This is a genomic window from Phormidesmis priestleyi BC1401 (genome assembly GCF_001650195.1).
In the GTDB taxonomy this organism is placed as follows: Bacteria; Cyanobacteriota; Cyanobacteriia; order Leptolyngbyales; family Leptolyngbyaceae; genus Phormidesmis_A; species Phormidesmis_A priestleyi_B.
The window spans coordinates 27,282-51,716 of the sequence record NZ_LXYR01000037.1 but is presented as its reverse complement, the minus strand read 5'-3'; the positions used below and the strand labels follow the sequence as shown (position 1 = coordinate 51,716).

General features: G+C 51.3%; 23 protein-coding genes and 1 pseudogene. 10 read left to right on the top strand and 14 right to left on the bottom strand.

The window, feature by feature from the left end; translation table 11 throughout:
* Positions 1-385: 385 nt before the first annotated feature.
* Positions 386-712: pseudogene (locus A8707_RS30280) on the bottom strand (ArsA-related P-loop ATPase); the annotation flags it as partial.
* Positions 713-753: 41 nt separating this feature from the next.
* Complete coding sequence (locus A8707_RS30275) at positions 754-1,008, bottom strand: ArsA-related P-loop ATPase (RefSeq protein WP_269452740.1); 255 nt, start codon at positions 1,006-1,008, stop codon at positions 754-756.
* A gap of 291 nt (positions 1,009-1,299) precedes the next feature.
* Between A8707_RS30275 and A8707_RS17900 the strand changes: the two genes are divergently transcribed.
* On the top strand, positions 1,300-1,962 hold the full coding sequence (locus tag A8707_RS17900) for a DUF2301 domain-containing membrane protein (protein ID WP_068818567.1): 663 nt from the start codon (positions 1,300-1,302) through the stop codon (positions 1,960-1,962).
* 160 nt (positions 1,963-2,122) lie between these two features.
* Here A8707_RS17900 and A8707_RS17895 read toward each other — a convergent pair whose 3' ends face one another.
* From A8707_RS17895 to A8707_RS17865, 7 genes are all read right to left on the bottom strand, one after another.
* Positions 2,123-2,599, bottom strand: coding sequence for an ATP-binding protein (locus A8707_RS17895; protein ID WP_068818566.1), 477 nt, complete (start codon positions 2,597-2,599; stop codon positions 2,123-2,125).
* A gap of 2 nt (positions 2,600-2,601) precedes the next feature.
* On the bottom strand, positions 2,602-4,308 hold the full coding sequence (locus A8707_RS17890) for a SpoIIE family protein phosphatase (protein WP_068818565.1): 1,707 nt from the start codon (positions 4,306-4,308) through the stop codon (positions 2,602-2,604).
* Positions 4,309-4,472: 164 nt separating this feature from the next.
* A complete protein-coding gene (locus tag A8707_RS17885) occupies positions 4,473-4,688 on the bottom strand; it encodes a hypothetical protein (protein ID WP_068818564.1) in 216 nt (71 codons plus the stop codon).
* A 73-nt stretch (positions 4,689-4,761) separates the two neighbouring features.
* Complete coding sequence (locus tag A8707_RS17880) at positions 4,762-5,559, bottom strand: PIN domain-containing protein (RefSeq protein ID WP_068818563.1); 798 nt, start codon at positions 5,557-5,559, stop codon at positions 4,762-4,764.
* A gap of 139 nt (positions 5,560-5,698) precedes the next feature.
* Complete coding sequence (locus tag A8707_RS17875) at positions 5,699-7,189, bottom strand: site-2 protease family protein (RefSeq protein ID WP_068818562.1); 1,491 nt, start codon at positions 7,187-7,189, stop codon at positions 5,699-5,701.
* Between the two features lie 270 nt (positions 7,190-7,459).
* Positions 7,460-8,920, bottom strand: a complete 1,461-nt coding sequence (locus A8707_RS17870; protein WP_068818561.1) for a tetratricopeptide repeat protein — start codon at positions 8,918-8,920, stop codon at positions 7,460-7,462.
* 113 nt (positions 8,921-9,033) lie between these two features.
* Positions 9,034-9,282, bottom strand: a complete 249-nt coding sequence (locus A8707_RS17865; RefSeq protein WP_068818560.1) for a Ycf34 family protein — start codon at positions 9,280-9,282, stop codon at positions 9,034-9,036.
* Positions 9,283-9,415: 133 nt separating this feature from the next.
* Between A8707_RS17865 and A8707_RS17860 the strand changes: the two genes are divergently transcribed.
* From A8707_RS17860 to A8707_RS17850, 3 genes are all read left to right on the top strand, one after another.
* Positions 9,416-9,616: a hypothetical protein gene (locus A8707_RS17860; protein ID WP_068818559.1), complete on the top strand. Its 201-nt coding sequence runs from the start codon at positions 9,416-9,418 to the stop codon at positions 9,614-9,616.
* Complete coding sequence (locus tag A8707_RS17855) at positions 9,613-10,938, top strand: tRNA nucleotidyltransferase/poly(A) polymerase family protein (RefSeq protein ID WP_068818558.1); 1,326 nt, start codon at positions 9,613-9,615, stop codon at positions 10,936-10,938. The genes A8707_RS17860 and A8707_RS17855 overlap by 4 nt, the downstream gene beginning before the upstream one ends.
* Before the next feature lie 157 nt (positions 10,939-11,095).
* Positions 11,096-11,287 (top strand): hypothetical protein, encoded by a 192-nt coding sequence (locus A8707_RS17850; RefSeq protein ID WP_068818557.1) that lies wholly within the window; start codon positions 11,096-11,098, stop codon positions 11,285-11,287.
* Positions 11,288-11,420: 133 nt separating this feature from the next.
* On the opposite strand, the gene A8707_RS17845 is transcribed toward A8707_RS17850, so the two are convergent.
* Positions 11,421-12,491, bottom strand: coding sequence for an NAD(P)/FAD-dependent oxidoreductase (locus A8707_RS17845; RefSeq protein WP_068818556.1), 1,071 nt, complete (start codon positions 12,489-12,491; stop codon positions 11,421-11,423).
* A 107-nt stretch (positions 12,492-12,598) separates the two neighbouring features.
* Between A8707_RS17845 and A8707_RS17840 the strand changes: the two genes are divergently transcribed.
* Both A8707_RS17840 and A8707_RS17835 read left to right on the top strand, forming a co-directional pair.
* Positions 12,599-13,441, top strand: a complete 843-nt coding sequence (locus tag A8707_RS17840) for a YaaW family protein (RefSeq protein ID WP_068818555.1) — start codon at positions 12,599-12,601, stop codon at positions 13,439-13,441.
* Complete coding sequence (locus A8707_RS17835) at positions 13,438-14,745, top strand: O-antigen ligase family protein (protein ID WP_068818554.1); 1,308 nt, start codon at positions 13,438-13,440, stop codon at positions 14,743-14,745. Before A8707_RS17840 ends, A8707_RS17835 begins: the two co-directional genes overlap by 4 nt.
* Here the strand turns inward: A8707_RS17835 and A8707_RS17830 are convergent.
* The 4 genes from A8707_RS17830 to A8707_RS29810 all read right to left on the bottom strand — a co-directional run bounded on the left by A8707_RS17830 (position 14,723) and on the right by A8707_RS29810 (position 18,051).
* The gene (locus tag A8707_RS17830; RefSeq protein WP_068818553.1) at positions 14,723-15,622 is read right to left on the bottom strand and encodes a S66 peptidase family protein; all 900 of its coding nucleotides are present in this window, start codon (positions 15,620-15,622) and stop codon (positions 14,723-14,725) included. The genes A8707_RS17835 and A8707_RS17830 overlap by 23 nt on opposite strands.
* A 3-nt stretch (positions 15,623-15,625) precedes the next feature.
* Positions 15,626-16,708 carry a glycosyltransferase family 4 protein gene (locus tag A8707_RS17825; RefSeq protein WP_068818552.1) on the bottom strand — a complete coding sequence of 361 codons (1,083 nt, stop codon included), beginning with the start codon at positions 16,706-16,708 and terminating at the stop codon, positions 15,626-15,628.
* Positions 16,709-16,874: 166 nt separating this feature from the next.
* Positions 16,875-17,783, bottom strand: a complete 909-nt coding sequence (locus tag A8707_RS17820) for a HEAT repeat domain-containing protein (protein WP_068818551.1) — start codon at positions 17,781-17,783, stop codon at positions 16,875-16,877.
* 97 nt (positions 17,784-17,880) lie between these two features.
* Positions 17,881-18,051, bottom strand: coding sequence for a hypothetical protein (locus A8707_RS29810; RefSeq protein WP_231948131.1), 171 nt, complete (start codon positions 18,049-18,051; stop codon positions 17,881-17,883).
* 562 nt (positions 18,052-18,613) lie between these two features.
* Between A8707_RS29810 and A8707_RS17810 the strand changes: the two genes are divergently transcribed.
* The 4 genes from A8707_RS17810 (at position 18,614) to A8707_RS17800 (ending at position 24,434) form a co-directional block, all read left to right on the top strand.
* On the top strand, positions 18,614-18,919 hold the full coding sequence (locus A8707_RS17810) for a PIN domain-containing protein (protein ID WP_082906416.1): 306 nt from the start codon (positions 18,614-18,616) through the stop codon (positions 18,917-18,919).
* 104 nt (positions 18,920-19,023) lie between these two features.
* The gene (locus tag A8707_RS17805; RefSeq protein WP_231948130.1) at positions 19,024-19,203 is read left to right on the top strand and encodes a type II toxin-antitoxin system HicB family antitoxin; all 180 of its coding nucleotides are present in this window, start codon (positions 19,024-19,026) and stop codon (positions 19,201-19,203) included.
* On the top strand, positions 19,196-19,357 hold the full coding sequence (locus A8707_RS26980) for a type II toxin-antitoxin system HicA family toxin (RefSeq protein WP_074382524.1): 162 nt from the start codon (positions 19,196-19,198) through the stop codon (positions 19,355-19,357). The genes A8707_RS17805 and A8707_RS26980 overlap by 8 nt, the downstream gene beginning before the upstream one ends.
* A 73-nt stretch (positions 19,358-19,430) precedes the next feature.
* On the top strand, positions 19,431-24,434 hold the full coding sequence (locus A8707_RS17800) for a translocation/assembly module TamB domain-containing protein (protein WP_068818549.1): 5,004 nt from the start codon (positions 19,431-19,433) through the stop codon (positions 24,432-24,434).
* The last annotated feature ends 1 nt before the right edge of the window (position 24,435 follow it).

Genomic DNA, 24,435 nt, shown 5'->3' with positions numbered 1-24,435 from the left:
GGTGGTCATAAAGTTATAATGGCTTGAAATAGATAGGATACAGGGCGGTTTTCCGTCCCATGTCTAAACATTAGCAGAAAACTTAAGTTTTGTAAAGGATTCTCACAAGCTTTTTAGAAGAGTTTCCTTATGTTTCTTAAAACACGACGCGATCGCGACTCTTCACAGACGGCTATCTCCAGCAAACAGCAGACGAGCAGCACCTGCAATCTGCTCTGATAGGGGAGATGAGCGGGGCAATATAGGTAGGGAGACAATCGCTCGATCTGGGAAAAGACTTGCTGAAATTAAGCCCTCCGGTTCGCACCGACTGTTACGAGATAGCGCCGACGATTTCTAATGGGGTCAGAGAGTTATAAAGTCACTCAATCCGATCAAGATTGGCTCAGCGAGGTAAATCGGTTGAGGGGCTATTAAGGACGATTTGAGGTGAGGGGTCTGAGTCATTAAGCGATCGAGGGTTGCCTTTCCGACAGGCTCCGAGGGTTGCTGAAATGAGTGCTGGCTTCAACTCGACTAAATCAATAAATTTGGCAATGAGATGCTGTTCGGCGTATTGATTAAGATTGTTAGTCGTCGGCAAGACTTGATTGATAACCAATTCTCCAAAGGGAATTCGGAGCGTTTTTAGAGCATCTGTAAATCGTTTGGTTTCTAGAAGACTCATCCACTTAGCGATCGTGACCACTAAGCAAGCGGTTTGAGATTCATCTTGAAGTAGCTGCCGTCAGGCTGCGAGATCGAGTTTCATCTCTAGCAAAAAGCGATTAGCTTCATCTGGTATGGTGTCCTGTGAAATTCCGAGAAATTCCGACTAATAACCTGGTGCTTTTCTTGAAAGAGTTCCAGTGCTGCTAAGAATCGATCTAGAAAATCCATCAAGCCAAAAAGATTCAGCGTGTGACCACTCGGAGCCATATCTACGACGATGCGATCGACGACTTTTTCGCGCAGCAATCGCTGGATCTCTAAAACACCCATTAACTCATCAAGACCCAGCCATCTCAAATTCCAGATGTAGAGACAAATCGTCTTGAACGATTGAACTAAACCCTGTGATGCTCCGCCTATTATTTGCCCCCTTCACCGGACTTGCCTGGATCGCCGAACAAATTCAGGAATGAGCAGACATCGAACGCTTGCTGGCATTGCAGTTAACGTTCGATATGGGCAATGTTCCTGAAGAAGAATTTGAGATTTAGGAAGAGGAATGGTTGGTGGCGGTTCAGACTCTCGAAGACGAAGCGCAGCAAGCAGAAGAGCAGTAGGATAGAAGCAACTGTGAATCACTTCTGCCCCATGACTCAACTACAAATGCCCGATCGAGCGATTTATCAGGGACAGTTTGGAGAATTTACGATTGACTCGGACGATCGTCGAGGAGTTGTCGTCTATCGAGCTGGATTGCTGGTAGCCGCTTTGAGTTTTGCGATCGCAACTGGGCTGGTTCTCTGGCAGGGCAGCGACCCGATCGTTCTCAATGGGCTGACTCTGCTTTATCTGGTTTTTTGGGTAGGCTTGGGCGTGAGTTTGTTCACAATTCACATTTATTTGAAGCCATTGCATCAAGCGCTTCAGGCATTTTGGGCGATCGGCGGCATCATGTCGATCGTGTTTGCCCTCAAAAGTTCCGAGCCGCTCGCGGTCTACGTCTATAATCATCCGCTCACTATTTTGGGAGTCGGCTTTGGCTTTGCTGCTTTGACCGGAATCTTCTTTAAAGAGGCATTTTGCTTTAACCGTTTAGAAACAAAATTACTCACACCTCTCATTCCTGTTCTGCTTTTGGGACATTTAACAGGTCTGCTATCGGCTCAGTGGGAACAGGCTTTGCTAGGAATCTGGGCAGTTTTGTTTGTGGTATTTGCAGTCCGTAAAGTGATTCAACCAATCCCGCCCGATATTGGCGATAAGAGCGTGTTTGAATATCTCAAAAAAGAGCGGCAGGGTTCAGAGAATTAAGGATTGGATAATAACAATCACGGCTTTGAAGAGAACGATCGCTAATTATCACCGCCAACCAAAGCGGGAATTCTCGACGATTATCAATGACAAGGTAGGTTCCCGCAGTCTTCTCGTGGTCGTGCGGCGGTTAAGTTCCCGCGTTGGTGAGGCAGAACGGTCACACAGAGGGGCGGAGTTTACCATCTCCAGGGTTCCCTGGGCTTTCATGGAGGTTTAAAGCACGTCCTAAATTCGCTTCTAGCTTTAGACAATTACGACCATCGACTTGCAGGCGGTATTCCACTCTATCCATCAGCCGATTCAAAATCAGCCAGCCATAGCCGCTTTCCTGCTTGTCTTGTGGACAAGGAGCCAAGTAGGTCGAAAGGTCATAGCCCTCCCCATAGTCCCAGATTTCTAATACCAGATCCCGGTCTTTTACCTCTAAGCGAATCAGCACCGGGAGATTGGGACGATCGCGGTGAGCATGTCGCACGACGTTTGAGTATGCTTCTACTAACGACAAGCGCAGCCGAGCAGACTGCCGTGACCAGTCTACTTGGTCACCTAGCTCGATTGTTAAACTGCCGAGCAACCAGTTTTCGGCAATGCTCAAAAACTCTAACGTGCTGGGAATGTGAAGTTCAGTTCTCATATTTAAAGAACCTCCAGGGACAAAATCGTCTGGTCATCTTCCTGAACAGCATTGTGTGATTGAATCTTGGCTAAAAGGTGATTTAGATCTAAGCATTCTCGTTCTTGGAGAAGCAATTGCCAAAGTCCTGACTGTTGAAGCATTGAATTAACCTCTCCTGGGTTTGGTGTAGGGGTTTGACTCAAATCTTGAGAAGGAATCGTCGCTTCTGTGATGCCATCGCTGGTAAGCAGCAGCACTTCTCCCGAATGGAGGGTGAGGTCTCCGGCGATCGCGTTCCAGTTAGGCAAGATTCCTAAAGGTACGCCGCGCACCTTGAGATAGATTGGCTCCACCGCCGCTTGTTCTGCGGGAGTGGTTCCTATCTGTTTTGCCCAAACCAGCGGGTAAATGTGTCCTGCATTGGCATAAATCAATTGCTTAGTAAGCGGTGAATAGCGCGCCAAAATCATGGTGATAAAGCAGTTTGTGCTCACCAGATCTTGAGAGAGGATGCTGTTTAGGTTCTGCATCACCACGTTTGGCTCAGGAGGAGTTTCTTGAGAAAGCTCTCGCCGCAGCACTGAGATAGCACTTGCCATAAAGAGCGCTGCCGGAACGCCCTTTCCTGACACGTCGCCGACCGCTAGCCAGACATCGCCCTGAGGATGTTGATAGACTTCAAAAAAGTCTCCGCCGACCTCTCGTGCTGGGTGACAGCACGCCTGAACTTTAACGGTGTCAAGTTTAGGCAACGACTGCCGCAGTAAGTTGCTTTGAATCTGACGAGCAACCGCCAACTCAGCCCGAATTTGTTTGGCTTGTGTTTGAGTGCATTGATAAAGTTTTGCTTGAGAAATCGCCAGAGCCGCTTGTTCGGCAACCCCTTCTAGCAGTTGAATGTCTTCTTCTGACCAGGGGCTGCGAGACGAGTCAGCGCCCGTCTGCTGATCTCCGCCTCTATAAAATGAGAGAATCGCCAGCAACTCTTGCTGATAAGCCAACGGCACCACAAGTCGTATGGCAGCGTCTTTGCCTGATTGACTAACCTGCGTTTTGCGAGTGTGCAGCACTGCTTGCACGATTGGATCTTGACGATCGCGATCGCCATTCATCGCCACACAGTCGGGTGAACAGTAGAGCGAAGATTGCGCCACAATGCTGCCTCCCTCAACTGGGTGGAGCACACAGCAACTCGCATCAAAGGTTTGTCCGAGTGTTTCGACGATCGTCTGCAGCATACTGCGATAGTCAAGAGACTCGCGAATGGCGGTGGTGACCGCGTTAAACAGCGACTCTCGACGGAGAGCACGCTGCAAATCGGCAGTTCTTTGTTTTAGAATGGTATAGGTTTCTGCCGCTTGCTCAACAACGACTTGAAGCTGAGCAGGCTTCCACGGTTTAGTGATGTATTTGAACACCTTGCCATCGTTGATGGCATCGACGAGATCTTCGACATCGGTGTAGCCAGTCAACACAATCCGAATGGTATCGGGAAAGCGATCGACGGTTTTGCTCAAAAATTCGGTGCCCAGCATTTCGGGCATTCGCTGATCGGAGATGATGATTGCCATCTCGCCCTGCTGATCGAGAATTTTGAGAGCCGCGATCGCGCTCGTTGCTTGAACTACCTCAAAACCACGTCGAAACGTCCGATAGAGCAAATCTAAGTTATCTAGCTCATCGTCTACGACCATCAACTTGAGCTTAGGTTTTGTTTCTTGTCCCATGCAATCCTTCACTCCTTTGCAGAGTTCTCGGCACTTCACAACTAGCACAAGGTGCCCCTGACTGCCGTGAAACTAACGGATTTGAAGGGACTTGAAATCGATCGTGACTGCTGCTTGCACAGCTACTTTAGAACAGGGGGCTTAGGACGTGTTTCAAACCTCTCTCACTGCGATTCTGCCTCACTAGCAGGGTAGCTGAGACGATCGAAGGGTTTAACGTGAGTTCGCACCAATTTCTCAAACTGCCGCACTCGCTGGAAAGAAAGGCGATTAGCCGCGACTTCAGACTTAGTGCCTTCGATCGAAACTCTAGTGACCAACGATAAGGCACTGATTAGGACGATCGCGGCAAGTAGTTTAGCGGAACGATTGGGAGACATTGCAAATAAATCGTGATGACTGAAGTGGATGCAGTCTCAGACGGTTTAGATCAGAATGCAAGTTCCAGGATGGCTAATTTTGCGAAGGAATCTCAGGAAGAGACGGCAGATTTCTGGCTCGCAGAAACTGATTGAAGCTTCTGGGTTGGACGACATACCAGGCAATGCTGAGCGCGATTGTCAGCGCCACGAGAGCAGAGATCCCAGAGGTGATTTGATGCAATAGACTTGGGCGATCGTAGAGCGGCTGAACTGCCCGCAACCTTGGCTGAGGCTGTTTGACAGGTTGAGAAGGCGTTCGAGTAGGTGCGAGAGCATCGGTCTGAACTCGACGCGGAGTGATGACTCCGCTGACGGTGACGGTGGTTGACCGCATGGCTTGCAGGTGTTGGGCAACGATCGGAGGTCTCCGACCGCTCCGACTCCAGATCAACACCGCTGATACAGGCACTCCAGATAGATTTGCTACCCCCAAACTCTGAATTCGATTTAGCAAGGATTGGTCGTTAGAAATCAACACAACGAGCCGTCCTGGGCTATTGCGGGCAAACCCATAAGCGCATTCTGCGACCGCTTGCATAAGTCGAGCGCGTTTGCTGATGTTCTGCCCGTCACTGGGCTGAAGTAAGGGATGCACGGCTCCCGCCCCGGTGAGTTGCCAATCACTATCAGCAAAAAAGCGGCAAAACTCTTTCGCCGTTTGCTCATGACTGCGCTCAACTCCAACGTTCCTTAACGCCTGAATTTCTTCATAAACCGACTGGGGGACATAACCTTTGCCCAGACGGGTAAACTCTTGCCACTCGCGGGGCTTACCCACCAGCAGCGCACTCAGGTCCAGGAGAAGCAGAATCGGGGGGAGGTCTGACATAGTTTCAGGAAGATGAAAGGGAAGACAAGAGAGAACTCCCTTGACAATTATGATTCTGAATCCTTTATTTCTGACTAACCTTCGCAAATGGTTAACAAAATCCAGCAAAAATACGATAGACCTTATGTGGGTGGTATGCCTATCCACCAATCCCTAACCGCCCCGCCAGACTGGGAGTTAGCGGCAGCAAGATCGTTACCATTAGAAATAGAGCAAGCAATCCTAAAGCGGCTCGTGTGTCATCGGGTTCTGACAACTCGTTAAGGCTGGGTCGCTCTAAGTTGCGCTGCAAGACTAAAATCACGATCGCCCAATAGAGAGCCAGCGGGTTAACTAGAGACGCGATCGCTAAGACCACGATCGTGGCAGCAGTCGTTCGTCCAGCCGTTTTGCGTCCATAGATCGCCTGCACGATTCTGCCTCCGTCGAGTTGCCCCGCAGGCATAAGATTGATGGCGGTGAGAACCAGCCCAACCCAGCCCAAGATGGTGAGGGGGTGAATGTCTACGATCGCTTGCTGAAGAGACGTTCCTAAAATCACTCGCGCCACGGTTCCGACGAGAATTGACCCCTCAAAAAATTGAGTTGGCAGCTTAAATAAGCTGCCTTCGTGGGAGAGCAGCAACCCTGTAATCAGCATGGCTAACGACACGATGCCACCCGCCGCCGGACCTGCAAATGCAATATCAAACAGCGCCGATCGACTGGGCAACAGTGAATCAAAGCGAGTGATGGCACCAAACGAGCCAATCTGCCAGGTTGGAATGAAGTAAGGAAAGCTTAACCGGACGTTGTGACGACGCGCCAGCAGCCAGTGACCCAGTTCATGAACGCCTAAAATCGTGAGAATTCCTAGCCCGATCGGAAGCACTTCTCGATAGCGTTCTGGTGAGTTATAAAAGTCAAATTCTAATAAAAGTCCGGCAGTCTCTAGGCAAGTGGCGATCGTCGCAATCAACAATACTCCTGCCAAAAGTTTCTGTGTCAGCGTCGCAGGCTTGGGATCGTTAGTGCTCGGCAAAACCACCACTACGGGTCTGTTTTCCTGACTTTCGACTAAGAAGAGGCGATAGCGATCGTCGAGCCGTTCTTTTAAGCTGACAGATAACCGCTCAAAGGTTGGCTCTACCTCGCCGCGTAGGTTGCCTTTAAAAATTGCGCCTTCCTGATAGGGAATGGTTTCGGTGGCGAAAAATGTGTCAATGCCAAAAATTCCCTGAATTGCCTTGAGATCTTCAGCGGGAATCGGGAGAACGTCAGGCTTTGCGGCGGGGTCTAAGACGGGAGACAATTCCGCCGCCTCTGAACCTGATGACTCAAGTTTAGAAAATAAGTCATCTCCACTGGCAACTGCCGACACTCGTTTAGCAAGCTCTTCTTGACCTGCTGCCCGAAGTCTGCGCCCAATGAGAATGTAGAGTCCGGTAGAAGCAACAAACAGCAGCAAAACGCCCACCAGGTTGAGATAGATACCCAGCGTGGTCAACCCAAAGAAAAATAGCCAGGGAGCCATCAACACAACCGATTGCCACCAGGCAAGAATGCCCAGTTTGCCAAACGGTTTGGCGCGATAATAGCCCCAGCCGAGAATGCCCAGCGCAACCAGCACCGTTATTGCAGTAATAATCATCTCCCACCCCTGTAAGACAGTGCTTATCTCGATCGAACTACAAACGCCCTGTTAGTAAAGTTTTAAGGTCTTCACAAACAGGACGTAGTTAGATCTACTCTATCGAAGATAGGGATCTCTGGGATAGTGAACGGGCGATTCTAAGTAGACAGACGCAATGAAAGTCAACTCGTGTGAATGGGTTTCGGCTCCGCTCAACCCGTTGGGAGTTCTGGCTTTGAGCGTTGAGCAGAGCCGAAACGCGTCTTACCGTTGATTCTGTCCGCCTACTTAGAGGTTCTTTAACTGACTGATTTGGTCGATCGTGTTGCGATAGCCATCTGCTTGACCCTGTTGAAGATAAAGCTCCCCTGCTTGGCGCAAATCAGCGATCGCGTCGGGTCGGTTGCCCAACTTGGCGAGCAAGACTCCGCGATTGTAGTAAGCATCTGCCACACTCGCATCAATGCGCAGCGTTTGAGAAAAGTCTGCGATCGCGCCTCTCTCGTCGCCCATCTCCATTCTGGCTTTGCCCCGCTTCTCAAAAGCTGTGGCATCGTTGGCGTTGAGGCTGACGGCTTGACTGTAGTCTGAGATTGCGCCCTGACGATCGCCGAGCTGCGATCGAGTTTCAGCGCGGCTTGTATAAGCAGACGCAAAGGTAGACCGCACCTGCACGGCTTGGTCATAGTCTTTGAGTGCGCCTTGTTTGTCTCCGGTTGCGGTGAGCAAGTCACCCCGACTTTTGAGCGCTTCGGCGTAGTCGGGCTTGAGTTTGAGCGCTTGGTTATAGTCTGCGATCGCACTTTGAGGATCTTCGAGAGCCGCGTAGACCATGCCCCGTTGCAGAAAGACTTCTGGCTTATCAGGCGTGAGTTGCACCACTTTTGTAAAGTCTGCTTGGGCGGCTTCGAGATTGCCAAGCTTAGAGTGGGCTAATCCCCGATCGTAGTAAGCAGATCCATTGGTGGGATTGAGGCGAATAGCTTGACTGAAATCTTTAACGGCTGCATCATCTTCGCCTATCTCATAATTGAGGGTGCCTCGACTAATATAAGCCTCAGCGTAATTGGGCTGAAGTTTGATCGCTTGGTTAAAGTCACTGATGGCGGCTTGACGATCGCCCTTGGTGAAATAGGCAAACCCGCGATTCAGTAAGGCAGGCGCATAGCTGGGCTGAATTCGCAGCGCTTGATCAAAATCAGCGATCGCGCTATCTGCATCGTTAGCCTGCGATCGCACATAGCCCCGATTCACGTAAGCTGCTGCTAAATTGGGATCTAACTCTAGGGCTTTGTCTAAGTCTGCTAGCGCTCCTTCAGGGTTGCCCAACTTGACGCGGGTGGTTCCTCTCTGAGCATAGGCGGTCGCGTCGGCAGGGTTAAGTCTAATCGCCTGATCGAAATCTTCGAGGGCACCAGACTGATCGCCGATATTCGATCGCGCCACTCCTCGCGCCACATAACCCTGACTAAAATCAGGATTAAGTCGAAGCGCCTGGTTATAGTCTTCTAATGCGCCGCGATAATCTGCGGCTCTGGCTTTGCCTTCTCCTTGACTATAGAATTTCTGAGCTTCTTGCTGAGTTTTAGCCGCTTCAAGGGGCTGAGGCGCTAGTGGAAGAGGAGCCGTGATCGACGCGGGAGCTTCAGTTTGAGCAACTGCGGATGAGATGCCGACGAGAGACGATGCAAAACCAACAGTCAGCGCGATCGCAAAGACCGCTGAACGATTGGCAGAAGGAAGGCTCATAAATCTAAGCTGAGTTTAGTAGAGGACAGGTATTGATTTTCGCCCTACTGTTCCCAACCTTTGAGATCTAATTACTTTTATGAGTTAAAGATTTGTGTCATTCCTCCAGATTGTCAAGTGGGGACGAGTTCTCCAGGGCGCAGTTTTGCCCACTTGCCTTGCTCTTTTTGAAAGCTCAGGCAGCCTACCACATCCCACTCCATCTCAATGTAGTCAGTGCGATCGCGAATGTTGACGTTGATGGTTGGCTCAGATGCCTCAAAATCTGGAGTTTCGGTTAGGTGAGCCTGCTCGTGCTGATCTTCGACCGCGTGGTAGGTGGTGCAACGGTCTACATAGTGGCAGTTTACGCAAATACACATGGGGGTCAATCTCTTTGTGATCACTAAAAATTAGAGTGGCGTTCTGACTCTTAGAGACGAATCGGGAATCGAGATGCTTTTCTGTTACTCTAACTCAGGCGAACGAATTGATCATGGGCTTTCAGGTTGATTTATGTCGCTCATTTGGGAGACGGTGCTCAATCAGTTTGTCTGCGCGATCGAGTCCGAGATTAGTGGATTTCTGCCAGACGCTCACCCTTCTTCAATCTTGAATCGTCATACTAAAGATCTGCCGGATAAAAGCGTGTTGCAGTCTGATTCTGTTTCACAAAGTTGTTTCGCAAGCATTGTGTTTGGGATGAGTTTGCATTGAATCACCGTTTAGATTGTTGGCAAGACGTTTTGGTTGCCTCTTCTGCCCTATCTCCTGAAACCTGGCCCTTTAGCCTCAACTGGCTGCCACCCTCTGCCTGTCTAGTCGGAGGAACCGTTCGCGATGCGTTGCTCGATCGCCCTTCTGACTATCTCGATTTAGATTTTGTGCTGCCGACGGGTGCAGTTGAAACCGCTCAGGCGATCGCGCGTCACTATCGAGCCGGGTTTGTCTTGCTAGATGCCGATCGCCAAATTGCACGAGTGGTCTTTGAGCAAGGAACGGCAGATTTTGCCCAGCAGGTCGGCGCTAGTTTGGATGCCGATCTGCGGCGACGAGACTTCACGGTGAACGCGATCGCTTACAACCCCCACACGGCTCAACTGCTCGACCCGCTTCAAGGTCACATCGACCTCAAACGCGGGCTGCTTCGCATGGTGTGTGCAGAAAATCTGGCAGAAGACCCGTTAAGGTTACTACGGGCGTATCGTCAGGCTGCCCAGCTAGGATTTTCGTTAGAGCCAGAAACTCAGCGGGTGATTCGGCAACTGGCTCCTAAACTGCGGCAGATTGCGGCAGAGCGAGTGCAGTCTGAGTTGAACTATTTGTTGAGCAGCGATCGCGGCACGCCTTGGCTAAACGCAGCTTGGCAAGATGGGCTGCTGCACGATTGGTTTCCGAGTGCCGATGCCCAAAGTTTGGCGCGACTGCTTGGGATCGATCAGACTACGGTAATTTTCCAAGAAACCTGGGCTGAATTTGCCACCGAACTAGCTCGGAGCATTCGGGGCGGGTCACCGTCAAATGCGGGTCAGTCTGAACCGAAAGCGTCTGGGTCGGCTCGGACTTGGCTGACGATCGCTAAGTTAGCCAGCCTGTTAGCGTCTGACCCCCAGCAGGCGGAGGCGCAGCTATGGCGATTAAAATACAGTCGGGCTGAGATTCAGTCGGTGAGCGTTGCACTGAAGGAGTTGCCTCGATTTGATGCTGGCAGTCCGATCGAGGAATGGACATTGGCAGACCAGTATTTTTTCTTTAAGGAAGTGGGGGCGACGTTTCCCGCGTTGGCGATTTTAGCGATCGCCGCCGGAACTCCTTTAGAAGCGATTTCAATGCTGATTCGACGGTTCTTAAACGCAGACGATCCGGTTGCTCATCCGACTCCTTTGTTGACCGGACAGGATTTGATGAGTGCCCTAAACCTGGTAGCAGGACCTCGCATCGGGCAGCTATTGGCGGCTTTGCAACTGGCACGGGCAGAAGGCAAGATTACAACCCGTGAAGATGCACTAGCCCTCGCAGCAGACTTGATCAGGCTGTGAGAAAAATCCACGATTTCGCGATACCCTGTAGTCTGAATGACCATCGAGATTATGTTAGAGTGATTCTCTAACTCTTTTTCTGAGAGCTAAACCGAGTTCTCAAAAACTACGATCGTCATTTACACCATTCGCTAATAGATGTCTCAAAGGGGTAAACATGGCTAAGCGCCGCAACCAAAAAAAAGAAAAAGCTCTCCGCAACCAGGCTTATGCTCGTAAGTTTCGTAAGCGCACCAACACGGGTCGGATGACCAGAGGAAGACGCTACGACAGCAACCGTATGGATGATGCTGAAGGCGATCAAGAAGGTGCAGGCGGCAGAGGCAATGAAGGCGCTGCTGATGTCTAGAGATTTGAAGTTCAAATCGCTAAATCTTTAGACGGGCTGAGAGTTCAACCAGGTTGTGCCCCTCTCCTCGAATGTGCAGATCAGTGAATCTCACCCCATCCCCAAGCCGCACTGGTTTGGGGAATTTTAATGGTTAGTAGATCGTCTCCCAAAAGCGATCGGGCAGCGATCGGGTGTGCAGTTGGCTGTTGATTTGCTTCGCGGTTGACGATCCTGCTAAGAAAGCGCTTTCGACTCGATTTCCGCCACACCAATCGCCTGTGAATAGTAATGGTGAGGTCGTGTTGGCGCTCAAAAACGGCTCGGTCAAAGGATTGATCGGAAACGCATAGCGCCAGCGATGAACTTGCAGAACTTCGGGAGTCGCTAACCAGGGTTCTAGAAATTGAGCGGCTCTGTTTAAGAGTGCTTGTCCGATCGGATGCAGGTCAGTGGTTTCTAAATGACGATTTGCAAACGCAGCCGTGCTTTGAACAACGACGACAGGCTGGGACGGTGAATTTTGCTTGCTGCTATCTAACCCGACCCATCCGATTTCTGGATCGTGGATGCTGGTCACCCCTTTCCAGGGAATGGCTGACAGGTCTTGTGGGGAGTAGACGGCGATCGCGCTAATGCAAGCCGAAAATTGAATCGATCGCAGCCGAGTCAAGACTTCTGCACTTTCTGGAATACGTTCTAATAACGTCACCGCTTGGGTCGCCGGAATTGCGCTGATGATCGCGGTTGCTGTGATCCCCGATCGAGTTCCATCGGGTTCAACCTGCAATTCCCAAGTCTGATTAACTGGACGAATAGCTTCGACTCGCTGATTGAGATGGATGGTTAGTCCAGTGCCGAGAAACTTGGCGATCGTCGAGATTCCAGTCGGCGAGGCATAGCGCGAATCGCGATCAGCTTCGGGAGGCGCGATTAGTTGACCTTCAGCATTGAGTTCGTAGATAGTGTCAGTCCAAGGTTGCAGAATCGAGCGATTGAGCAGCGTTGTAATTAGGGCTTTGAAGCGATCGTCTTTGGGCTTTAAGTAACACACCCCATGATCGGCATGAGTGCCCTGCAACCGTCGAGTTGCCAAGCGCCCTCCCATTCCACGAGATTTCTCAATCACCACGACGCGATAGCCTGCCTGGTGGAGTTGCTGAGCACAGGTTAGACCCGCTACCCCTGCGCCAATTACAGCAATATCAAAGTGAGAATCGGTCATGATAAAAGAGTTTTGAGTTTCCTATAATCGAAAGAATCAATAACTCTCCCCTGCCTTTATGTAGAATGTGGGAGGTTGCCATCACCCTGCACTAGAGGAGCCTACGAGTGGACGAACTGAGAACCGCGTTAGAGTTAGCGACGGAAGACGAGTTGCGGGACTTGACAGAAATTTTGTTCCGTCCCAAGTTTAACCCGTTAGATTACGTCAGAACGCCCAACCCGATCGAGGTGCAGAGTCAAGATCGCGAAGATTGGCTCGATGCGATCGACGATCGCTTTCGCTATTTGGGAGCTGATGGCGTGACGGTGCTGCGTCGCCAAACGGGTCAGGTGAGCTATCGCCAGATTTTGATCCAAGTCTGTCGCTATTTGAAGCTGCCCTACGCTGGCTCAATGTCCACCACTGATTTAGAAGCCGAAATCTTTCTCAGCTTGCTCAACCGCGCCTGGAAGCAGCTTCCCGCGTCAGAAAAGAGTGTTTTGACGCGACGGGTGCAGCGATCGGTCTCGCAGTCGAGTCTTGCCAGTCAACTGCCGCTCCCGGTGCAGAATGATCCCTTAAATCTAGTCTTAAAGGGCGGCGGCGCGATCGCGATTAGTTCGCTGGTGCGACCCATGCTGTTGCAGCACGTGGCTCGTCAGTTTGCGCTGCATTTTGCCAGTTATCAAATCGCCAAAGAAACCCTGGCTCAAGGAGGCGTTGTAGCGGCAACTCAGTTTCAAAACTATGTGTCGATGCGAATGGCGCGGCATGGAATGGCGGTGAGCGCAGCCCGATATGGAGCGGCTCGGACGGTGTTTGCGGTGGCTGGCTCGGCAATGTGGGCGTGGTTTTTAGCTGATTTGGGGTGGCGATCGATTTCTACGAATTACGGTCGAGTGATTCCGACAGTGTTTGCATTGGCACAGATTCGCTTAACTCGCTCTGAGTGTTTTGAGGCGATTTGAGAACGATTTTGGGCGTTCGACTTCAAGATCACCCCGATCGTGCGCTTCAAAGACACTGGAACGTCGTTCAAATCGGGTTGTTTCTGTTGCCTTTCAGCGCTTTTTTGGGCGGCGTTGCGCTGCTGGTCACGTCGTTGGATATTTGGAGACGGCAGGGTAAATTCCTAATTCGTCAGCCGCTTAATCTCGGATTCGCAGCGCTGGGTGTGTGGTTGCTGTTTACCGCTTGCGTTGCGTTCGACCGCGAGAATGCGTTTCTGGGGCTGTTTAACTTTTTGCCCTTTTTCATCGTGTTTCCGGCTCTGGGGGGCTTGATTCAGACTTCTGATCAACTGCGGCGCATCGCCTGGACTCTGGTTTTGACTTCGATTCCGGTGACGCTGATTGGCTTTGGGCAACTCTATTTAAGCTGGGGCGGACATCCTTCTCTGCTGTGGGGCTTGATTGAATGGACGATCGCACCCACGGGTAACCCTCCCGGACGCATGGCTTCTGTGTTTACCTATGCCAATGTGTTGGCTAGCTATTTTGTGATGGTGTTTGTGTTGGGGTTGGGGCTGTGGGTTGAAGCTAAACGCCAAACTCGGCTCTGGTATTTCTTGGGAAGTGTGATGGCGATCGACGCGATCGCGCTGATTCTCACCAACTCTCGCAATGCTTGGGCGATCGCGCTGCTGGCTTGTCTCGCCTTTGCCCTCTATCAAGGCTGGCGTTGGATTGTTGGAATCGTTGCAGCCGTTGCCGGAGTGATGCTAGGAGCCGCGTTTGCGCCGCTTCCGTTTCAGACTTGGTTTCGGGTCGTTGTGCCAGCGTTTTTTTGGGCGAGATTGAATGACCAGATGTATCAAGATCGCCCCGTTGCCCAACTGCGATCGACGCAGTGGAAGTTTGCCTGGTCACTCACGCAACAGCGTCCTTTAACCGGATGGGGGCTGCGAAACTTTACGCAACTCTATGATGCTCAGATGCACTATTGGCTGGGGCATCCGCACAATCTGTTGCTGATGATGTCGGCTGAAGCGGGAATCCCGGCGGCGCTATTGCTGTATGGCTTGGTGGGTTGGGTGATGGCTCAGGGAGTGTTAGCGCTGCGAACTCTGAACGGCGATCGACTGATTTATTTCACGTTTTTGATGGCATTCGCTGCCTGTACGCTGTTTAGTTTTTTGGATATCACGCTGTTTGATGCGCGGATTAATACATTGGGCTGGGTTTTGCTTGCAGGAATTTGGGGAGTTGCAAATCAATCTATTCGGGATGTAAACAAGCGAATCGTTAACGCTAACGCAACGGATCAAAACTGAGAATCCCGCGATCGCCATCTAACAAAACCGGAACTCCAACGGGTAAAGCAGCATTTTCGCCATCGTGACCAAAAGGCAGATCAGAGACGATCGGGATTCCTAAGTCACTGAGACGATCGTGTAATACTTCATTCGTGGTAAAGCTGGGAATGTTGCTCGGTGGATTGCATTGACTAAAACGCCCCAACGCGATCGCGCAGACTTTTTGGAATGCACCCGATAATCGCCACTGAGTCAACATTCGATCGATGCGATAAGGGGCTTCACTCACATCCTCTAACGCTAGAACGATGCCCGACAGATCAGGTTGTAAGGGCGTATTGAGAATATGAGTAGCAACGGTTAGATTGGCTGGAAGTAACAATCCAGTTGCCTGTCCGCCACCCCAACCGGAGCCTGTGAGCGATCGTAACGGACGACCTTCGACCCAATCAAACAATCGTTCTTTTGACCAATCTGGCTCGGCGGAGATCGTTGTCAACAATGGCGCATGAACTCCAGAAATTCCCTGAAGGCTAAAGCTCCACAGCAGGCTGGTGATGTCAGAAAATCCGATTAGCCACTTAGGATCTGTTGAGGGAAACGTCCAATCTTCGAGCAGTCTGGCTCCTCCATATCCGCCTCTGGCACAGAGGATGCCTTTACACTCTGGATCGTTGAGGGCAATCTCTAGCTGTGTGCGGCGGTTTACGTCAGTTCCGGCGAGATAGCCGTGGCGATCGTCAAATCCGGGGGTTGATTCGACTCGATAGCCTCGCTTGCGCCACACCTCTACGCCTAGCTCAAGGGCACTCATTTCTCTCAAAGTGCCGCTCGGCGAAATGACTCGCAGCAGATCACCGGGCTTGAGCGGGGCAGGAGGTTGACAGCGTTTCATGTCTCAAACCCTTTTTAGAATTGCTTCAAACCACGCTTCGAGTCGATCGCCCATCGCGTCTAACGAATATTCGGCTTCGGCTTGGCGACGACACGCTGGACGATCGAGCCGATCTAACTTCGAGATTGCGCTCACTAATTCATCGACACGATCGGGTTCTACCAGCCAGCCAGTCTCACCATCGCGGACGATTTCTGTAGGACCGCCGCGACGATAGGCAATCACGGGCACTCCACAGGCGAGGGCTTCGATCGCCACGTTTCCAAAGGCTTCGATCCAGCGAGGGGTCATCAATAGCGCCTGTGATTGTCCTAACCTGTGCTGCAATTCTGAAGTGGGCAGAAATCCGCAATAGTCGATCGGCGCATCGGGATAATCTGCACAAATCTGATTCCAGTAAGCGGTGTCTTGAATCACGCCCCAAATTTTCAGCGGAGTGCCGACGATTTGAGCCGCCGCTACGGCATCTTCTAAACCTTTTTCTGGCGCGATTCGCCCAACCCAGGCAAGTTGATGTTTGGGTCGAGCACAAAACTTATAGAGCGACAAGTCAAAGCCGTTTTGCACGTTGCGACACTGATCTGCAAACTCAAAGGTTTTTGCCTGGGCGTGACTGTGAACGGCGATCGTGCCCGGAAACTCAAGGGCGACTTGTTCGATAACTTGATCCATTGCGTCGGTGAGCGAACCCATGCTGACGAGATGAGCGATCGGGCGGTCAAAAAACGGGGTCACATAGAACGGCAACCAATCGTAGGCAAAGTTAATCAGCAGATCATAGTCGGGTTGGTGCTGACGTGCATACGCCCACATATTTGCCAGCACTGAGTCGTTAGGAAGCGTGATGGGGGCATCGCGTCCTTGAGTTTGGGCGGTGGTTTGGAGTTCTCCGGCGATCGTCACCAGAAATACGCCTTCGAGAACCGAGTTGGAGGGAGCGACGATCGTAATCTGATGTCCTCGCTGCTGTAAGGCGTGAGCAATGTTTTTGAGCGTCAATTCAACGCCGCCGCCAAGCCCCGAACCCAATGCCCCTACTGATGTAGAAAGCAACAATAATTTGAGCGGATGTCTAGATTGCGGCATAAACGTCAGGATGAAGGATGAGGCATTGCTGAATCGATCTATGAAGCACAGATTTTACCCTCACCCTAGCCCTCTCCCAAAAGGAGAGGGGACAAGAGCTTTGCCCCACTTCGTGAGGAGGACATTTCATATCTGCATTCAGCAATGCCAAGGATGAAACCCTCTTCTATGGTAAGTTCTCTGGGGGACTCACCGAGTTCTTGAGGGCAGGTAGATCACCGTTGGAGGGAACCGATCGAATGCGATTGAGTTGCCCTAATGCCCAAACTGCGGTTTCTTGCACGTCTCGATCGGGGTCATCAGTGGCGCTGTGCAATAAATGACTGATCTGAGAGACTAAATCATACACGCGGGTCAAATCTCGAATCGCATTCTTACGCACATCAGGGCTTTCGTCTTGAAGAGAAATGGCTAGAGCGCGACTGAGTGGTTTGAGCGTCCGGGTGCCAATCTCAGACAGCGCAGACAAGATTAAACTGCGCTGTTTTGAGTCAGAGTCAAGCATCAAATCAACCATTGGCTGAACGGCGCGAGTGTCTCCCCGTTGCCCCAACTCCCAAATGACTTTTTGCCGCACGATCGGGTCAGGGCTGCAAAGCTCACGCACCAACTCATCCACAATATTGACTTTTGCAAGTCGAGTCGTTTCTGAAACTTTGGGAGACTCCATCTGACTAGATTCGGTCGGTGTGTGTTTAGAGGCTTCTGAAGCGGAAATCGCTTTGAGATGATGACCGTTAATTAAGGGTGTCTCCTCACTGTCATCTAAACCGGGCTGTGGCAAAGACTTCTCTGCTGCGATCTGAGGTGCGGGCAAGTCTGGCTGCGATCGTCGTCTCAACCCCAAAAAGGTCACACCTGCTGCTGCGGTTACGCCCAAAAGTCCTAGAAGCAAGTCCTTTTGAGAGGGTCTGTTGCTCTTGATTAGCGGATCGGGTTTGGCAACCGTAGCTTGGGCTAGTTGGTTAGAAGGCACGATCGCAGCCGATGCCAAAAGCTGAGAGGTGGGTTGAGAAACCAGACTAAAACAAGCAACGCTCGCGATGAATAAGCAACCAGAGTAACGAGAGATCATAGGCAGACTGAGGGGAGATACTGATAGCGGTATCTTTTCTTGCTAGCTCAATGCTAACCGCCATCTTTCAATTGTCCGCAAAAAAGTTTGATGGATGCTAGAGAAAATATCTTGGGCAGACAAGGGGCTTAAGCCCTTTGTTTAAGAGGATTTTTACCTGCAAGATGTTCAACTTACTTTTACTACGAATGCGATCGCTTTTGCGAGTTCCACCCGCCATCTCATATTCGCGGCTGTCGTTGCCATATTTTGCACTCACGCCATTCATCTTGAATGCGTAAATCGCGCAAAACCGTATGTTGCTTTGAAGAAATTTTTGAGGGCGACTCGTGATTTTCCGAGCCTAAGTTAGGTCGATAAGTATTTTTACTGAAAAAATTAACCCATTCGTTAGCACAAGGAACCCATTCGTAACTAACGGATTCTCTGTCGTGGTCAACGCTGCGGTTTTCACAAGGAACGGTAACCCATTCGTTAGCACAAGCAACCCATTCGTCAGCACAAGTAACCCATTCGTTAGCACAGGGTTAGCGGAGACGACGATCGGGCTAGTTGTGACTAAAACCATGACGAGCCTTGTAATCTTTGGGAATCTGAACAAAAGTGCGGGAGAATTAGCCAAGCTATCTCTTAGGACTATGCCTGCTTCCTCAACTGCGCCGCCGATCGAAGGTTCCTTCAGTGAGTCGGCAAACCCACCGTGTAGCGGGGCTTGCACGATTAGCGCATTCGCGCAACTCCGAAGGAACCGCTTCATCCACAAATTGCAAGACCACTTTGCTGAGATGAGAGATGAGTAAAATAGAGCTATTCACCGTGAAGGATTGATCATGGCTATCGTTAGCACCCAAGTAATTAACGAAGTCTGCTCTGTCTTGATGAGAAAAGCATCGTTCAACGAAAGACAAATCGAACTCGCGATCGATTCGTTCTACTGTCGTTGCACACTCGTAGAACTAGATCGTGACACTATAATGAATGCGTCTAGCTTACGAGTGCAATATGGTTTTTCGTTCTGGGATAGCTTGATTGTTATGAGTGCTTTGTCTACCGATGCCATCGTTCCTTACTCAGAAGATATGCATGATGGTTTATTTGTTGCTGACCAACTTACGATCGTCAATCCTTTCAAATAAACTTTATTTGTTATGGTTGACCTAATCCCATGCTCAGCATTAGCCATGAACTCCTCACCGTTCAAATAACCCTTCACCGCCATCATTGAGCGCGAAGGCAACGGATGTGTGTCACACTCTGTCCTGAACTCGATATTGCCAGTCAAGGTGACACCGTAGAAGCAGCCAAGCAGAATCTGACTGAAGCAGTCGAACTCTTCTTTGAGGTCGCCGAACCCTCAGAAATGAAAAGACGCTTACGCACCGAAATCTTCATTACTCGCCTAGAGGTTGCCATTGGGTAAGCTCCGCGTCTTGTCAGGGCAGCAGGTGTATCGCATTCTGACAGAAAACGGCTTCGTCGAAGTTCGTCAACGCGGTAGCCATATCATCATGCAACTAGAAACCGAGGAAACAACCGTAACGGTTCCTGTTCCAAACCACTCAGAACTGCTTTGAAATTGTTAAGACAAATAATTGCCTGTGTGGTAACTATATAGAGGTTTAAGTAGACGACCTCACCTTCTCTTACATGACGAATTCTCCTGAGCAAAGCAGCCCGCCCCCAAGCCCTCGCAGACAACGATCGCTAGTCTCCCGTGTTGCCATCCCGCTAGGAATTGCGTCAGTGGTGGGCGTTGGGGCAGGAGTTTGGTTTGCCAATCGTTTTGTCGAGCAGCAGTTAGCGCCTTTGGTGCAAACCAATCTGACGCAGTTGCTCGATCGTCCGGTTGAGTTGGGCAAGGTTGAGGGCTATTCAATCAATAGTCTGCGGTTTGGCAAAAGTGGTATTCCGGCAACGGCAACTGATCCCGATCGGGCTTCGGTCGAGGCAGTCGAGGTCAAGTTCAATCCGATTCAACTGTTGCTCAGTCGCACTTTAAAGTTAGATGTGACGCTGATTAAGCCGACGGCTTATATCGAGCAAGATAAAAATGGGGTCTGGGTTTCTACCACCATTAAAGATCAACCAGACACGGGGTTCATTAAAACTCAGCTTGATGTTTTGCGGACGCGCGATGCCAACGTCGAGTTGTCTCCGGCTCCCAAACGAGGCAATAACCGAACGCTAGTCACGCTCAAAGACGTAGCAGGAGAAGTTAGACCCACGGATCAGAATCGTCGCTTTGCCTACGATGCGAGTGGAGCTTCTGTCAACGGCGGCAATTTTAATCTCAAAGGTGAAACGCTTCGAGAAGAAAAACTGCAATCGAATTTGCAGATTCAAGGACGGGATTTTCTCGTATCGGAAATCGATCGCTTAGTTAAACTTCCGATCGATCTTGAGAAAGGTCGCGTCAATGGCAACGTCAACGTCAAACTGAGCGGTGACGATCGTCCGTTAGTAACGGGAACGGCAGACTTTAAAGACGTAACGATGAAAGTGCCGCAACTGCCGCAGGTTTTCACCAACGCGGCGGGAAACTTACAGCTAGACGGGACGCAAATCACCCTAGAGAAAGTCACAGCGTCTCTCGGTAAAATTCCGCTGTTGGCAAACGGGACGGTTGACACCGAAAAAGGCTTCAATGTAGCGGCACAGGTTAAAGCCGTTAAGGTTGAAGATTTCCTCAAAACGTTTGCAATTCAACTTCCGTTTTCTGCGTCGGGTGAAGTTCGAGCTAACACTAAACTGACGGGGACGATCGACAAGCCAATCTTGACCGGAACCGTAACCAATACGAAAGTTGCCAAGCTCGATCGAGTCAATCTCAGCAAAGCCAGCGCAAATTTTAGACTTGATGCCAGTGCGCTTAAGTTGGCGATCACAAATATCCAAGCAACGCCTACAGTCGGGGGGCAGATCGTCGGTCAAGGACAAATTGATCTGAATGAACCCCGATCGCTCGATCTCAGGTTTCGGGCAACCAACGTACCGGGAGACACGATCGCTCGACTCTACAACAACGGCACTGCTCCGCCTATCACCGTCGGACGATTCAACGCTCAAGCGCGGATTTCTGGCACGATCGAGAACGTTCAGACCGTTGCCCAGTTTCAGGCACCCGACGCGACCTATCCCACGATCGGAGAAGTGGCACTCATCGGCAGCAATGGCTTTTTAAGAAATGTGGTGGCTCAAGTCGCTGGAGGCACCGTCATTGCAAATGCTCGCAGCGTCGGCGATCGCTGGCAAGGAACCGTTCGGGCTGTCGGAGTGCAAGCCAGTCGATTTGCGCCACAGGTGCAAGGATTAGTGAGCGGTAACTTTAATCTATCGGGCACAACGAGTTCGTTTCAGTTAGCGGATATTCAAGCAAGTGGACGGGCGCAACTCACCCAAGGCAATGGCATCGTCAACGCTCAAATCGCTTCAAATGCAGGACTTTGGACAGCCCAAGTGCGGGGAGATGGCGTTCAACTCAACCGCTTCTCGCCCGATCTGCGCGGCTTATTGAGCGGTGATATTGCCCTCGCTGGCAGTGTGAATGCCTTAACACCCGCTGCGATTCGAGCCGATGGACAGGTGCGATTGTCAGAAGGCATCTCGCTGATTGAGCAGCCGATCGTCGCTCAGATTCAATGGGACGGGCGTAAAGTCAACGTTCAACGCGCCACGGCTCCCGGCTTTAGCGCCAATGGCTCCATTTTTGCAAACCTGGATGGAACACCCACCATCACAGCCCTCGATCTCAACATCAAAACCACCGATTACGCTCTCGCCTCCCTGCCGCTTCCTCGTCCTCCAGTGACTGACTTAACGGGACGCGTCGATCTAACGGGCAGACTCACGGGCACTCCCGCATCGCCGAGTGTAGTCGGAACTGTGGCAGTGCGAGGACTCTCGCTCAACGGCATCACGTTTGATCCGGTTCTCAACGGCAACTTGCGGCTAGCCCCCAGTCAGGGATTTAGCCTCAACGTAACCGGACAGCGCGATCGTATCGCCCTCGCTCTCAATCCCAACTACAAGCCCATCTCCCTCAACGTGAGGCGAGGAGACGCAACGCTGATCGGCAGCGCACAGGGCAATATTTTCCGCCTTGTGGCAAAGCAGTTGCCGCTCGATGGGTTGACGATTCCCGGTGTGCCACTGGCGCGGATCGGCACGCTGGGCGGTCAACTTTCTGGCACCCTCAACATCGACACCGATCGCCTTCAGGTGATTGATGGAGCGTTAGCCGTTGATAATCCGCGCATCGGGGCATTTCAGGGAGAGCGGATTAGTACCCAACTGGTGAACAATGGCAATGTGATTCGCTTTGCAGAGACGAGTTTGCAGAAAGGCAACAGTCGCTACACGCTAGCGGGTAACTTAGATCTGCGTGCCAGCCCTCGCTTTGAAGGAAAGGTGGCGATCGTGCAAGGCAAACTTGAAGATGTGCTGCAAACCCTGCAAGTGTTTCGTTTGGACGATTTTTCACGGGGGATTGAGGCACCTACCTACGGAAAAGCGGCAGACGTAGCCCCGATCGCCGTGGGGTTGCCTCAATCCCCGCTTCTGGATCAACTGCGGCGGTTTTCTGAAATCAACGCCCTACTGCGTCAGGTGGGGAATCAACGCCAAAACCTGACGATTCCAGAATTAGCAGACGTGCGCGGCATCTTTAGCGGCACCATCAGCTTTGCGGCATCTCTAAAAACCGGAGTCAGCGCCGAGTTTGACTTGCAGGGGCAAAACGTCGAGTGGCGACCCTATCCTGCTTTTGCAGAGGTGTCACAAAATCAGGTGATACAAAACCCTAACCGAGTTTTGCGCGCCGAGCAGGTGATCGCCAGAGGCAGCTTTGCAGATGGAGTCGTCAATCTGCTGCCTTTGCGCCTCCAGTCAGGGCAGTCGTTTATCAGTTTCTCTGGCAATGTGGGCGGCGCAAACCAATCAGGGCAGCTTCAAGTCGCCAACGTGCCGATCGAAGAAATCAATAATCTCTATCCGCTCCCGCTCGGTGTGAGCGGCAAACTCAACGCCACCGCTACGCTGTCGGGCACTCGCGATAACCCGTTTGCGATCGGAGAAATTACGCTTGCAGATGGCGATCTCAACGGCACTCCGATTCAGTCGGCAACGGGCAGTTTTAACTATGCCAACGCTCGGCTAAACTTTGGCAGCGACATTACTGTCTCAGGACCCGAACCGATTCGCATCGCTGGAGACATTCCCCTCAAACTGCCTTTTTCCTCGGTCTTTCCTAACAGCAATCAGATTAGTTTGACGCTAGATGTCAAAAATGAAGGACTGGCGCTGCTCAATCTGCTGACTCCCCAAGTCGCGTGGCAAGGCGGAACTGGGCAGGTCAATCTACAAGTCAGCGGCACCTTATTGCAGCCTAATGTGACTGGCTCTGCGGTGATTTCTAACGCCAAGATCGCTGCCCAGGCACTTCCCGAACCGTTGACTGGCGTGAATGGTACGATTCGATTTTTGCGCGATCGCATCAATGTTGAATCGCTGCAAGGTCAATTCAGCAAGGGTCAGGTGGCGGCTCAAGGCGTGTTGCCAATTTTCTCGACGCTAGAAGCCACCGATCCTGATTTCAACAAACCGCTAGCGGTCTCGCTCAATCAGATTGCTCTTAACCTCAAAGGCATCTATCAGGGCGGCGTAAACGGCAACGTTGCAGTGACTGGAACTGCTCTTAGTCCTCAAATTGGCGGCGAGATTCGCTTAGCGGATGGACAGGTGCTGCTCTCAGATGAAACAACGGCAGCAAGCGGCGCAGCACCAGCACCGAGCGGCGGTCAAGCCGGAAATGAGCCAGCGATCGAGTTTAGAAATCTGAAGTTAGAACTGGGCGATCGAGTTCGGGTGACGCGTGCCCCGATCATCAACTTCCTCGCCAAAGGCAGCTTAAACGTCAACGGAACGCTCAACAATCTCGAACCCGAAGGCATCATTAGTCTGACTTCAGGGCAGGTCAATCTCTTCACCACTCAGTTTGTCTTAGCACGAGGCTATCGTCAGACTGCACGATTTACACCAAGTCAGGGACTCGATCCCACGCTTAATATTCGTCTCATTGCCTCGGTGCCCGAAGTCACCCGCAACCGCATCTCAACTGGAAGCGAATCGGGCGAGGTTCGCGATGATTCTCTGCTGGCAACGAGCTTGGGTTCCCTGCAAACAGTTCGCGTTCAGGCAAGGGTGGCGGGACCTGCCAGCCAGTTGTTTGATAATTTAGAACTGACCAGCAGCCCTAGTCGCAGTCAAAATGAGATTATCGGGCTAATCGGCGGCGGTTTTGTCAACACCCTCGGTCGCGGTGGCAGCACTCTCGGCATCGCTAATCTAGCAGGATCTGCCCTGCTGACTAATGTTCAAGGGTTTATCGGCAATGCTTTAGGATTTGGTGAGTTTCGTCTCTTCCCCAGCGTGTTGAACAACGAGCGGAGAGGCAACTCTACTTTGGGTCTCGCCGCCGAGCTAGGAGTAGACATCACTCCTCGTCTGTCTACTTCTATTCTGCGAGTGTTAACGTCAGAGCAGCCCACCCAAGTCAGCATCCTGTACCGGATCAACAGTCAGCTAATTCTGCGCGGTGCGACTGATTTCTCTGGAGACAGCCGCGCAGTGTTTGAATATGAGGCGAGGTTTTAGC